General features: G+C 65.2%; 14 protein-coding genes. 6 read left to right on the forward strand and 8 right to left on the reverse strand.

Going from position 1 to position 11,522, the window contains the following annotated elements; translation table 11 throughout:
* The first annotated feature begins 90 nt into the window (after nt 1–90).
* The 3 genes from aroA to ACZ1JY_RS06575 are packed head-to-tail and all read left to right on the forward strand — an operon-like array spanning nt 91 to nt 2,293.
* Nucleotides 91–1,413: a 3-phosphoshikimate 1-carboxyvinyltransferase gene (gene aroA, locus ACZ1JY_RS06565; protein ID WP_465130883.1), complete on the forward strand. Its 1,323-nt coding sequence runs from the start codon at nt 91–93 to the stop codon at nt 1,411–1,413.
* Nucleotides 1,410–1,667: a CBU_0592 family membrane protein gene (locus ACZ1JY_RS06570; protein ID WP_465130744.1), complete on the forward strand. Its 258-nt coding sequence runs from the start codon at nt 1,410–1,412 to the stop codon at nt 1,665–1,667. Before aroA ends, ACZ1JY_RS06570 begins: the two co-directional genes overlap by 4 nt.
* A complete protein-coding gene (locus ACZ1JY_RS06575) occupies nt 1,664–2,293 on the forward strand; it encodes a (d)CMP kinase (protein ID WP_465130745.1) in 630 nt (209 codons plus the stop codon). Before ACZ1JY_RS06570 ends, ACZ1JY_RS06575 begins: the two co-directional genes overlap by 4 nt.
* Here the strand turns inward: ACZ1JY_RS06575 and ACZ1JY_RS06580 are convergent.
* Nucleotides 2,290–3,573 carry an adenylate/guanylate cyclase domain-containing protein gene (locus ACZ1JY_RS06580; protein WP_168903620.1) on the reverse strand — a complete coding sequence of 428 codons (1,284 nt, stop codon included), beginning with the start codon at nt 3,571–3,573 and terminating at the stop codon, nt 2,290–2,292. The two genes, ACZ1JY_RS06575 and ACZ1JY_RS06580, sit on opposite strands and share 4 nt — an antisense overlap.
* 284 nt (nt 3,574–3,857) lie before the next feature.
* Here ACZ1JY_RS06580 and rpsA point away from each other — a divergent pair, with 284 nt between their 5' ends.
* From rpsA to ACZ1JY_RS06595, 3 genes are all read left to right on the forward strand, one after another.
* Complete coding sequence (gene rpsA / locus ACZ1JY_RS06585) at nt 3,858–5,564, forward strand: 30S ribosomal protein S1 (protein ID WP_039334259.1); 1,707 nt, start codon at nt 3,858–3,860, stop codon at nt 5,562–5,564.
* A gap of 94 nt (nt 5,565–5,658) precedes the next feature.
* On the forward strand, nt 5,659–6,423 hold the full coding sequence (gene gloB / locus ACZ1JY_RS06590; RefSeq protein WP_465130746.1) for a hydroxyacylglutathione hydrolase: 765 nt from the start codon (nt 5,659–5,661) through the stop codon (nt 6,421–6,423).
* A 40-nt stretch (nt 6,424–6,463) separates the two neighbouring features.
* Nucleotides 6,464–7,492 carry a LacI family DNA-binding transcriptional regulator gene (locus tag ACZ1JY_RS06595; RefSeq protein WP_206065589.1) on the forward strand — a complete coding sequence of 343 codons (1,029 nt, stop codon included), beginning with the start codon at nt 6,464–6,466 and terminating at the stop codon, nt 7,490–7,492.
* Here the strand turns inward: ACZ1JY_RS06595 and ACZ1JY_RS06600 are convergent.
* From ACZ1JY_RS06600 to ACZ1JY_RS06630, 7 genes are all read right to left on the reverse strand, one after another.
* On the reverse strand, nt 7,489–8,220 hold the full coding sequence (locus ACZ1JY_RS06600; protein ID WP_118073311.1) for a class I SAM-dependent methyltransferase: 732 nt from the start codon (nt 8,218–8,220) through the stop codon (nt 7,489–7,491). The genes ACZ1JY_RS06595 and ACZ1JY_RS06600 overlap by 4 nt on opposite strands.
* A gap of 123 nt (nt 8,221–8,343) precedes the next feature.
* Complete coding sequence (locus tag ACZ1JY_RS06605; RefSeq protein WP_118073310.1) at nt 8,344–8,898, reverse strand: F0F1 ATP synthase subunit B family protein; 555 nt, start codon at nt 8,896–8,898, stop codon at nt 8,344–8,346.
* Entirely contained in the window at nt 8,891–9,385 is a 495-nt protein-coding gene (locus ACZ1JY_RS06610; RefSeq protein WP_168903616.1) for a F0F1 ATP synthase subunit B family protein, read from the reverse strand. The genes ACZ1JY_RS06605 and ACZ1JY_RS06610 overlap by 8 nt, the downstream gene beginning before the upstream one ends.
* Before the next feature lie 75 nt (nt 9,386–9,460).
* Nucleotides 9,461–9,688 carry a F0F1 ATP synthase subunit C gene (locus ACZ1JY_RS06615; RefSeq protein ID WP_011444975.1) on the reverse strand — a complete coding sequence of 76 codons (228 nt, stop codon included), beginning with the start codon at nt 9,686–9,688 and terminating at the stop codon, nt 9,461–9,463.
* Between the two features lie 47 nt (nt 9,689–9,735).
* Nucleotides 9,736–10,518, reverse strand: coding sequence for a F0F1 ATP synthase subunit A (locus ACZ1JY_RS06620; RefSeq protein ID WP_465130747.1), 783 nt, complete (start codon nt 10,516–10,518; stop codon nt 9,736–9,738).
* 39 nt (nt 10,519–10,557) lie between these two features.
* On the reverse strand, nt 10,558–10,878 hold the full coding sequence (locus ACZ1JY_RS06625; protein WP_118073307.1) for an AtpZ/AtpI family protein: 321 nt from the start codon (nt 10,876–10,878) through the stop codon (nt 10,558–10,560).
* A 233-nt stretch (nt 10,879–11,111) separates the two neighbouring features.
* The gene (locus ACZ1JY_RS06630) at nt 11,112–11,510 is read right to left on the reverse strand and encodes a YdbL family probable chaperone protein (RefSeq protein WP_168903615.1); all 399 of its coding nucleotides are present in this window, start codon (nt 11,508–11,510) and stop codon (nt 11,112–11,114) included.
* Between the last annotated feature and the right edge of the window lie 12 nt (nt 11,511–11,522).

Below are 11,522 nucleotides of genomic sequence, written 5' to 3' on the forward strand. Positions count from 1 at the left end.
AGCGGCGCGCTGCTGTCAAAAGCCGCGCGCTTTATCGGCCCTCCCCGCTTCGAAAGTAGAGATTCCGTGTCCTCTCACGATCCGGCGCAGATGCGCCCCCGCCGCTTCACTGCCAACGGACCGCTCAAGGGCGGCATCCGCGTGCCCGGCGACAAGTCGATCAGCCACCGCTCGATCATGCTCGGCGCCCTGGCCGTTGGCGAAACGCGCGTGACTGGCCTGCTCGAAGGCGAGGACGTCCTCTCCACCGCCGCAGCGATGCGCGCCATGGGCGCGACCATCGAGCGAGATGCCGATGGCATGTGGCACGTCCACGGCGTCGGCGTTGGCGGCCTCCTGCAGCCGCAACAGGCGCTCGACATGGGCAACTCCGGCACCTCGACGCGCCTGCTGATGGGCCTCGTCGCCAGCCACCCAATCACGGCAACGTTCGTCGGCGACGCCTCGCTGTCCAAGCGCCCGATGGGACGCGTGATCGACCCGCTCTCGACCATGGGCGCGGAATTCACCGCCAGCCCCGGCGGCCGCCTCCCGCTCACGCTGCGCGGCATCTCGCCCGCCGTGCCGATCGAATACCGCCTCCCGGTCGCCTCGGCGCAGGTGAAGAGCGCCATCCTCCTTGCAGGGCTCAACACCCCCGGCGTGACCACCGTCATCGAACCAATCCCCACCCGCGACCATTCCGAGCGTATGCTGCGCGGTTTCGGCGCGGAGTTGACGGTCGACGTGGCAGATGACGGCACGCGCGTGATCAAGGTCCGCGGCGAGGCCGAGTTCAAGCCGCAGGACATCGTCGTCCCCGGCGATCCCTCCTCCGCCGCCTTCTTCGTCGTCGCCGCACTGCTGGTCGAAGGCTCTGACCTGATTGTCGAGAACGTCGGCCTCAACCCCACCCGCGCCGCGCTGTTCGACGTGCTGCGCCTGATGGGCGGCAGCATCGAGGAACTCGACCGCCGCGACGTTGGCGGCGAACCCGTGGCTGACCTGCGCGTGCGCCATTCGCTGCTGACCGGCATCGACGTCGATCCCGCCGTGGTCCCGAGCATGGTGGACGAGTTCCCGATCCTCTTCGTCGCCGCCGCGCTCGCCAAGGGCCGCACCGTCACCACCGGGCTCGAGGAACTGCGCGTCAAGGAGAGCGACCGCATCAGTGCCATGCGCGCCGCGCTGGAACTCGCCGGAGCCAAGGTCACCGAAACCGAGGACGGGTTGATCATCGACGGCACCGGCGGCGATCCGCTCCCCGGCACGGCGGAAGGCGCCAGCGTCGTCACCCACCTCGATCACCGCATCGCCATGTCGATGGCCATCGCCGGCATCGCCAGCAAGCGCGGCGTCGAAGTGGACGACACCCGCCCCATCGCCACCAGCTTTCCGGTCTTCGAAAGCCTGCTCGAGGGCGCAACGCGTTGACCAGCCACGATCTGGCCAACCTCGTCGGCTTCTGCGGCACCGCCTGCATCATCTTCGCCTACGGCTATGCCACCCGGCAGGACCAGCCCAATCCCTTCGTGCAGCACGGCGTCAACCTGCTTGGCGCCGCGCTGCTGACGATCTCGCTGCTGTTCAACATGAATCCCGCCTCGTTCGTGCTGGAGTTCTTCTGGGCGGCAATTGCGGTATGGGGGCTGGTGAAAGCCTTCCGCAACCGGAGTTCGAACCCGTGATCATCGCCGTCGACGGCCCGACCGCCTCGGGCAAGGGCACCATCGCCAAGGCGCTCGCCGCGCATTACGGCCTGCCTCACCTCGACACCGGCCTGCTCTATCGCGCCGTGGGCCGGCAGGTGTTCCTGAGCGGCGGCAACCCGGACGATCCCGCAGCAGCCCTCGCCGCCTGCGCCTTTCCGGAAAGCCTGCTGGCTGACCCCGAACTGCGCAGCGAAGAGACCGGTGGCTATGCCAGCCGCGTCTCCATCCACCCCGCCGTCCGCGCCGCGCTGCTCGAACGCCAGCAGGCCTTTGCCGGCCAACCCGGCGGCGCCGTCCTCGACGGCCGCGACATAGCCACCGTCATCGCCCCCCAAGCCGACGCCAAGCTCTTCGTCACGGCCAGCGTAAGCGCACGCGCGATGCGCCGCTGGGTCGAGATGAAGCAGCTAGGCAAGGACGTGGAGCGCACCGAAATCGAAGCTGACCTCGCCGAACGAGACGAACGCGACCGCAACCGCGCCGAAGCCCCGCTGCGGCAGGCGGAAGGCGCAGCGCTGCTCGATACCTCGAACCTGACCAAGGAAATGGCCATGGCGACGGCGATTGCTCTGGTCGAAAAGCAGATCGCGGCGAAGGGCTAGGCCGCAGCCTTGCCTTCGCCGGTGGCGTCCACCACCGCAGTCTGGAAAACACAGGTTTCGCCGACACCTTTCAGCGCGATCATGTTCGGCGGGCCGAACGACGACCGATCGGTTGCCCGCAGCCAGGTGCTTTCGGAAATGGCGATGCCATTGGCGGCGGCAGTGCCTTCGAGGCGCGCGGCAATGTTCACGGTGTCGCCCCAATAGTCATAGGCCATGCGGGTCGCCCCGATCACGCCTCCGACGACTGGCCCGGAATGGATGCCTGCTCTCAGCCCGACTTCGTCAACGCCGGCAACCCTGCGCAGTTCGTCGACGCCGCAAAGCACGGCACGGGCAAAGGCAATGGCCGCATCTGCACTGTTGCCACTCGGTACGTTGCCGCCTGCAATGGCGAGGTAGGCGTCTCCTACCGTCTTGACCTTCTCCACCCCATGCTCGCGCGCGCAGGCGTCGGCGTGGTTGAAGAAGCTGTTCAGCAGCTCCACCAGATGCCCCGGCGACACCCGCTTCGCCAGCTTCGAGAAGCCGACCATGTCGATGAAGATGACGCTCGCATCGGCATAGGAATCGGCCACCATCTGCCCGGTGCGGATGCGCTCCACCGCGGTCGGCGGCAGCATGTTGAGCACCAGTTCCTCGTTCCGCGCGCGTTCTGCATCCAGTGAATCCGCCAGCATGAATGCGGCCCTGCTCGTCCGGCCGACGGCAAGATTGATCGCGGCCATGACCAGCGCGCCGCTCAGATAGCTGAGCAGCGCATAGGCCAGTGCGGCGTCTGCCGCCTGTCCGGGAAGGACTTGCCCGAGCCAGCCGATCAGGTCGCAACCCAGCCACGCCAGGAACAATCGCGGACGGCCGGCCAGCGTTACCGCAGCAAATGCCGTGATGGCGAGGCGGTTGACCACGCCCACCGCATGAAGATCGTCGTGAATGTGCAGGAGGTGATCGAACAGCACGAAGTTGATCCGGGCCACGATCAACGAAATCGCCAGCAAGGCAGCGAAATCGACCATTGGGTGGCGGACATAGTCCCGCCAGAAGGTGGCGCCGATGTAGATGCCGGTCGTCATCAAGGCCACGCCCAGCCAGAATGCCAGACGGGCGTTTTCGACCGGGTCCAGATAGAGCGGATTGACCACCGAATAGGCGAGCATGACAGACATGAACAGGACCGCGTAGAGCCGCACGAACGGCGTGCGCAGCGTTCGCGCAGTCTCGTTGTAGCGGGCTTCCGTGGCCCGGTCGCCAAACGTGCTGAACACCCCCGGTTGCTCCATGGCGGTTCTCCTCGCAATGTTCTGTATCAGCCGATACTTAACAGGTTCTCCCCGCCCCGAGCCAAAGCCGCAAAGCGCCCCATTTTCCTTGCTTTTCCCGGCCCATGCGCCTAAGCGCCGCCCGTCCGTGAAGGCTTTCGCCCGATCGGATGCCTTCGGCAGCATTCGGCTCCGGGGGCGGTTCGGCCCTTTTTGGCCCACGGCCCGCATGGGGCGGTACGTGGAGGAAAGACCGGCGGAAACAACCGCCTGGCCGGGATACCTAGAAACAGGAAGCTTGGATAATGGCTACCAACCCGTCGCGCGACGATTTCGCCGCGCTGCTTGACGAATCGCTTGGCGGAGCCGCCAACGGTGGCTTTGAAGGCCGCGTCGTCAAGGGCACCATCACTGCCATCGAAAACGACAAGGCCGTCATCGACGTGGGCCTGAAGAGCGAGGGCCGCGTTGCCCTGCGCGAATTCGCCGCCCCCGGCCAGGCGCACGGCCTCAAGGTCGGCGACGAAGTCGAAGTCTATGTCGACCGCGTCGAGAACGCTGACGGCGAAGCAATGCTCAGCCGCGACCGCGCCCGCCGCGAAGCCGCCTGGGACAAGCTCGAGAACGAATTTGGCGAAGGCAAGCGCGTTGAAGGCGTGATCTTCGGCCGCGTGAAGGGCGGCTTCACCGTCGACCTCGACGGCGCCGTTGCCTTCCTCCCCGGCTCGCAGGTAGACATCCGCCCGGTCCGCGACGTGACCCCGCTGATGGACATGCCGCAGCCGTTCCAGATCCTCAAGATGGACCGCCGCCGCGGCAACATCGTCGTCTCGCGCCGTGCGGTGCTGGAAGAAACCCGCGCCGAACAGCGTTCGGGCCTGATCCAGAACCTCAAGGAAGGCCAGATCATCGACGGCGTGGTCAAGAACATCACCGATTACGGTGCGTTCGTGGACCTCGGCGGCATCGACGGCCTGCTCCATGTCACCGACATGAGCTACAAGCGCGTCAACCACCCGTCGGAAGTCATCGCCATCGGCGATACCGTCAAGGTGCAGATCATCCGCATCAACCAGGATACGCAGCGCATCAGCCTCGGCATGAAGCAGCTTGAAAGCGATCCGTGGGATGGCGTTGCCGCCAAGTACCCGGTCGGTGCGAAGCTCTCGGGCACCGTCACCAACATCACCGAATACGGTGCGTTCGTGGAACTCGAAGCCGGCATCGAAGGCCTCGTCCACGTTTCGGAAATGTCCTGGACCAAGAAGAACGTCCACCCCGGCAAGATCGTCTCGACCTCGCAGGAAGTCGACGTGCTGGTTCTGGAAGTCGACAGCGACAAGCGCCGCATCAGCCTCGGCCTCAAGCAGGCCCAGCAGAACCCCTGGGAAGCTTTTGCAGAAAAGCACCCGGTCGGTTCGACCGTGGAAGGCGAAGTCAAGAACGCGACCGAGTTCGGCCTGTTCATCGGCCTCGATGGCGACGTCGACGGCATGGTCCACATGTCGGACATCGCCTGGGGCATCTCGGGCGAAGACGCTCTGGCCCTGCACCGCAAGGGTGAGCAGGTCTCGGCCGTGGTTCTCGACGTCGATGTCGAGAAGGAGCGCATCAGCCTCGGCATGAAGCAGCTTGAAAAGGGCGCTCCGGCTGCTGGTGGCGTTTCGGCTGCCGGTGCTGGCTCGCTGCGTCGCGGCGAAGTCGTCACCGTCACCGTACTCGAAGTCCGCGATGGCGGCCTCGAAGTGCAGGCTGGCGAAGACGGCGCAACCGGCTTCATCAAGCGCTCGGATCTGGGCCGCGACCGTGACGAACAGCGTCCGGACCGCTTCCAGGTCGGCCAGAAGCTCGATGCCATGGTCACCGGCTTCGATCGTTCGAAGAAGCCGAACTTCTCGGTCAAGGCCCGTCAGCTGGCCGAAGAGAAGGAAGCCGTGGAACAGTACGGTTCGTCGGATGCCGGCGCTTCGCTGGGCGACATCCTCGGCGCCGCTCTGAAGGCGAAGCAGTAAGCTTCACCGCCTTCTGGCAACGAAAAGCAAGGCCCGTCCGGAGAAATCCGGGCGGGCTTTTGCTTTGTCCGGAAGGCGGCGCTAAGCTTGCCCCATGACCCTACAGATCCACCAGTTCCCCTGCCTGTCCGACAACTACGGCTTCCTCGTCCACGAGCCCGCAAGCGGCGAGACCGCCTGCATCGACACGCCGGACGCTGAAGCTTACCTGCGCGAGGCCGCGGCCAGGGGCTGGCGCATCACCCAGATCTGGAACACCCACTGGCACCCTGACCATGCGGGCGGAAACGAAGCGATAAAGGCCGCGACGGGCTGCATCGTCATCGCCCCCGAAGACGACGCCGGAAAGATCGCCGCCGTCGACCGCACCGTGGGCCAGGGCGATACCGTCCAGCTTGGTAGCTTCACCGCGACCATCATCGACGTCGGCGGCCACACCATGGGCCACTGCGCCTACCACCTGCCCGCAGCATCGGTAGCCTTCGTCGGCGACGCCCTCTTCCCGCTCGGCTGCGGCCGGATGTTCGAAGGCACCCCGCCGCAGTTCTGGGCGAGCCTCCTGCGCCTCAAGGCCCTGCCCGCCGAAACGACGCTCTACAGCGCCCACGAATACACCCAGTCCAACGCCCGATTCGCTCTCTTCGCAGATCCGGACAACAAGGCCCTCTCCGCCTATGCCCGGGGCGTCGATGAAAAGCGCGAGCGTGGCGAATGGACCGTGCCCACCACGCTCGCCGCCGAACTCGCCTCCAACCCCTTCCTGCGCGCCGACGATGCCGACATGGCCGCGCGCTGGGGCGGATCGTCGCCGGAAGAGACATTTGCCGCCCTGCGCAAGGCCAAGGACACTTTCCGCTGACGCCGATCCTGCTAAAGCGTGAGTTGACTTGGGGGAACGCATGGCCGGCGAGAGAAAGATCATCCGCGTAACGTCGTTCGACGTGGCCGAAGCCGCAGGCGTAAGCCAGTCCACCGTCAGCCGCGCCCTTGCCGGTGACACCTCGATCAGCGAGCCGACCCGCCAGCGCGTGATGGAAGCCGCGCGCCGCCTGAACTACCAGGTGGACGAGAACGCCGCCCGCCTGCGCCGTGGCCGCACCGGCACGCTCGCCGTCGTGATGATCTGCCGCGAGGCGCAGGACCGCAAGGACATCAACCCCTTCTACTTCTCGCTGCTCGGCTCCACTTGCGCTGCAGCCTCGGCCAAGGGCTACGAAACCCTCGTCTCCTTCCAGGATGCGCCCGAAAACTTCTGGGGCCACTTCCAGGAGCGCCGCAAGGCCGACGGCATGATCGTGATCGGCACGACCACCAATACCAAGGCATGGGACTATTTCCGCGACATGCCGGAAGGCACGCACTGGACCTGCTGGGGCTCGCCCGACAACGACATGCCGTGGGTGCGCAGCGACAACCTCTCGGGCGCAACGCTGGCCACGCGCCACCTCTTGGTGCGCGGCTACCGCCAGATCGTCTGCATCGGCTCGGCCACCTCACCCCAGCGCCAGTTCCAGGAACGCTACGAGGGTTACGCCGAAGCGATGCGATCAGCGGGACTCGAACCCGTCCTGCAGCAAGTCGAAAGCGGCCTCGCCCGCGAAGAGCAGGGCCGCCGCGCCGCAATAGCCCTGGCCGAGAGCGGCACCCCGTTTGACGCGATCTTCGCCGTCTGCGACGACATGGCCTTGGGCGCGCTCAAGGAACTGACGGCACGCGGGCTATCGATCCCGGACCAGATTGGCATCATCGGCTTTGACGGCATCCGTGCAGGCGCATGGTCCACGCCGCCCCTCACCTCTATCGAACCGGACTTCCAGATGGCCGGCACTCTGCTGGTCGAACAGTTGCTGGCGAAGATCAACGGGACCGAAGGCTCCGGGCGGCGCGTGCCGGTGAGGCTGGTGATCAGGGGATCGACGCGGCCCTAGCGCCCGCTGATGACGAGCCGATATCCCGCATCGTACGTGTCGGATGCACACAGGTCGCCATAGCGTTTGTGCCACGCACCTGACGTCAGATCGTCCTCAAGCATCTGCAGCCCCGGGGCCAACGATTCTCCCAGCGCCCAGAATGACGAACTCCCCTTGCGATACCGGGCATCAAGATAGACCTCGGGTCGCCGCCAGAAAGCGTAAAGGAACCCGTCGACGCAGTCATGCGGCACCGCCACCGGCGCGATGCTGACTGGCCCGAGCTGCTCCTCATAAAATGACATCTGCGGCATCTGCGCATCGTCGAGAGCCGCCAACTGCGGCAAGTATTCCGTCAACCATGGACGTTGTGCCGGATCGTACGTCAGTATGACCACCGGCCCGCGAGCCACGCGACGCATCTCGCGCAAGCCCTTGGCCTTCTCGGCCCAATGATGCACCGTCAGAACTGCCATCGCCGCATCGAATGCGCCATCGCCAAAGGGCAATGCTTCGGCACTCGCCTGAACCACGGGCACGGCATTTGAGGACCGCTTGGCAATCATTTCCGACGATGGTTCGACGGCGGTGACCTTCCGGTCGCATGGCTCATACGAACCCGTTCCAGCGCCGACATTCAGGACTGTCTCAGCACCCCCAAGAGCAGCGTGTATCAATCGCGCAATGCGGGGGTCGGGTCGACGCAAACGATCATAATCCACACCAATGGTGTCGTAGAGCGCCATGCCTTCCTCGTGTCCGAATATTCCTGCGGTCCTAACGCAAGAAGTGGAGAAACAAAAACCCCTCCCGGCTCGCACCGGAAGGGGTCTTCGTGTTCTGTAAGCCCTGAAGCGGCTTGAAGCCGATCAGTTCACCAGCCCGGCAATCGCGCCATCCACCAGCGCCTTGTCGGCACCTGCGGAGTGGTTCTTCGCGATCAGGTCGCGTGCGGCGGCAGTCGCAGCCTCGGCGGCCTTGGCGCGCAGGTCGTCAACCGCAGCGCGCTCGGCAGCGGCGATCTTGTCCGACGCCATCTTCTCGCGGCGGGCGATGACGGCGGCGGTGTCGGCCTCGGCCTTGGCGACAATGGCTGCCGCTTCGGTCTTGGCGTGCTCGACCATGGCCGCCGCGTCCTTCTCGGCGTTGGCGATCTTGGCGGCGTATTCGGCGCGCAGCTTTTCGGCTTCGGCGCGCAGCACCTTGGCTTCATCGAGCTGCTTGCGGATCGCATCGATCTGCTTGTCCAGACCACCGACGATCGCGCCGGGGACCTTCTTCGAGACGAGGATCGCAAGGAAGATTGCCATCGACAGGGCGACCCATGCGCCCGGCCCGAGGCCGAGTGCCGAAGGTTCGACGTGGTGTTCGCCGCCAGCAGCTTCGTGCTCGACGACAGCGGTCGTCTCTACAGCGTTAGCCATTTGCGAGAACTCCCTTCACGGCGGCCTGCGCCTCGGCAGCGGGGATCGACAGGCCGGCGAGGCGGCTTGCGATGTCCTGCGCGGCTTCGGCAGCAACGCCTTCCACTTCACCCAACGCGGCGGCGCGGGCAGCGGCAATGCGGGCTTCGGCAGCCGTGACGGTCTCGTCGATGCGAGCCGAGGCGGTAGCGAGCTTGGCGTCTGTGGCCTTGGCCGCGTCCGCCTTGGCAGCGGCAATCACGGCCTGGGCTTCGGCGCGCTGCTTGTTCGCCTGGACGCGCCATGCCTCTTCCTCGGCATCGGCGGCGGCCCGTGCGGCTTCGGCAGCGGCAAGGTCGTCGGCGATCTGCTTGTCGCGGCCGTCCATCGTGGAGACGACCTTGGGCAGCATGCCCCGGCCGATCACGAAGAAGACAATGCCGAAGAACACCAGCAGCCAGAAGACCTGGCTGGAATAGGTGGTGGCAAGCTGTTCAATCTGAGGCATCGCGGGTGTCCGGGCGTCAGGCGGCCGGGGCGGACCCCGGCCAGCATTTTCAACAATCAGTGAGCTTCGTGTGCCTTAGGCAACGAAGATCAGGATCATCGCGACGACGAACGAGAGCAGGCCCAGAAGTTCGGCGGCGGCGAAGCCGATGAACAGGCGGCCCTGCTGACCGTCAGCGGCGCCGGGGTTGCGCAGCGCGCCTTCGAGGAACTTGGCAAACACGTTGCCCACGCCCAGCGAGGCGAGACCGGCGCCAACAGCGGCGAGACCAGCACCGAGCAGCTTTGCGCTTTCTGCGTCCATGTCAAAAACTCCTTTTATCAATTCCGTATGGGAAAATGTTGCGGGTATCAGTGAAGGTTCTCGGCGTCGTTCAGGTAGACGCAGGTGAGCAGGGCAAAGACGTATGCCTGAATGCCTGCCACCAGAAGTTCCAGCGCGCAGATGCCGATCATCAGCACGAAGCTGGGAACGGCGGCGAGGAAGAAGGTCCCCACCCCGGCATTGGTGCCGGAGATGACGAAGCCCGAGAGCACTTCGAGCAGCACGTGCCCGGCCATCATCGCCACGAAGAGACGCAGGCCAAGGCTGAACGGACGCACCATGAACGAGATCAGCTCGATCGGGAAAATGATCGGGATCATCGGAACGGGCGTGCCGTGCGGCACGAACAGGGAGAAGAAGTGGAAGCCGTGCTTGGCAAAGCCGACGCCGAGCACGATGGCAAAGCTCATGATTGCGAGCACGCCGGTGACGGTGAAGTGGCTGGTTGCCGTGAACGGGTGCACGCCGACGAGGGCTAGCGGCAGAAGGCCGAGCATGTTGGCGAACAGGATGAAGCCGAACAGCGAGAACACGTAAGGCAGGTACTTGCGGCCAGCCTTGCCGATGTTGGCCTGAAGCAGATTGTCGACGAAGCCGGTCAGGCCTTCGACAGCCATCTGCCAGCGGCCCGGAACCAGCTCGCGCTTGGCACCACCGGCAACGAACGCGACCAGCACCACCGTAGTGATCGCCATCCACAGCGACGAGTTGGTGAACGCGATGTTGTAACCACCAATAGACCAGCGATCGGTCCCGAAAAGGGTCTCGATCGTGAACTGGTGAACCGGATCGACCTTGCCTTCGGCCACGCGCTTAACCCCGTATCACTCGAATACAACAACAGCGCCCTATTCGGGGCGCCGGCTCGAAATTCGGATGATGTTCCGGAATGCCACGACGACCCCCATGAACAGCATCACCAAGAGACCCCAGGGGCTCGTTCCGGCAAACTGGTCAATGACCCAGCCGATGAACGCGCCGCCCACGAGGCCGCCGATCAGTTCCGCCAGCACGCGGTTGCCCATGCGGTAATTCGCATCGGTTTCCCCACCTGCCTTTGGCCGGTTGCGCTCCTCTTCCCGCTCGCGAAGGGCTTTCAGCCGCTTGTCGAGCGCGTCGATCCGCGCATCCTCGCCGATTGGCTCCGTCCCGCCGGTTTCGTCATTCATGCTTGTTCCCCTGATCAGTCGCCCGACCGAAAGTGCAGCACAAACGACGGATGACCGCCGAGAGCGCCGCCCCCTTAGGCGGGGGGTATTCTTGAGTCAACCGTCACGAACCGTGTCTGATCCCCTGTCTGACCCAAGGTATCATCGCAAATGCGAACGCCCTCCCCCGCAAGTGCGAGGAAGGGCGCGAAAGTGGCTGAAACCGGCCAGCGATTCGTATGCGGAAATTTGCGTCAGGGGCAGCGCGAATCACGCAACGGCGCGCCTGCACCACGGGTCTGCCAGGAACCGTCGGGCGCCTGGTACTTCTCGCCCGGCTTGGTCTGGGCGATCAGCAGGCAGCCCGAGGTGAGTGCATATTCCTCCACCGTTGCCTTGTTGGCCTGGGCCTTCTCGGCGTAGACTGCCTTGCGCTTGATGTTGATGTCCTCGACCACCGCGCGCAGCGCCGGAGCGGGCGGCGTGACGTAGCCGAGATAGCCGTCCATCTTCTCGCCGACCTGGCCCGCAGCGCGCGCTGCAGCATAGGCCGGATCGCGGCTCTGCGCGAAGGCGGGCACCGCGATCGTGCCGAGCACCAGCCCGGTTGCAGCGAGCGTTGCGAAGGTCTTGCGCATCGAAACCTTGGTCATCGTCTTCGTCCT

The organism is Novosphingobium sp. BL-A-41-Hi4B-X5A (assembly GCF_055521705.1).

Coding starts and splice junctions, on each gene's coding strand:
- rpsA (WP_039334259.1), top strand. CDS start 3,858: ATGGCTACCAACCCGTCGCGCGACGATTTCGCCGCGCTGCTTGACGAA.
- gloB (WP_465130746.1), top strand. CDS start 5,659: ATGACCCTACAGATCCACCAGTTCCCCTGCCTGTCCGACAACTACGGC.
- aroA (WP_465130883.1), top strand. CDS start 91: ATGCGCCCCCGCCGCTTCACTGCCAACGGACCGCTCAAGGGCGGCATC.
- ACZ1JY_RS06605 (WP_118073310.1), bottom strand. CDS start 8,898: ATGGCTAACGCTGTAGAGACGACCGCTGTCGTCGAGCACGAAGCTGCT.
- ACZ1JY_RS06615 (WP_011444975.1), bottom strand. CDS start 9,688: ATGGACGCAGAAAGCGCAAAGCTGCTCGGTGCTGGTCTCGCCGCTGTT.
- ACZ1JY_RS06610 (WP_168903616.1), bottom strand. CDS start 9,385: ATGCCTCAGATTGAACAGCTTGCCACCACCTATTCCAGCCAGGTCTTC.
- ACZ1JY_RS06630 (WP_168903615.1), bottom strand. CDS start 11,510: ATGACCAAGGTTTCGATGCGCAAGACCTTCGCAACGCTCGCTGCAACC.
- ACZ1JY_RS06580 (WP_168903620.1), bottom strand. CDS start 3,573: ATGGAGCAACCGGGGGTGTTCAGCACGTTTGGCGACCGGGCCACGGAA.
- ACZ1JY_RS06625 (WP_118073307.1), bottom strand. CDS start 10,878: ATGAATGACGAAACCGGCGGGACGGAGCCAATCGGCGAGGATGCGCGG.
- ACZ1JY_RS06600 (WP_118073311.1), bottom strand. CDS start 8,220: ATGGCGCTCTACGACACCATTGGTGTGGATTATGATCGTTTGCGTCGA.
- ACZ1JY_RS06595 (WP_206065589.1), top strand. CDS start 6,464: ATGGCCGGCGAGAGAAAGATCATCCGCGTAACGTCGTTCGACGTGGCC.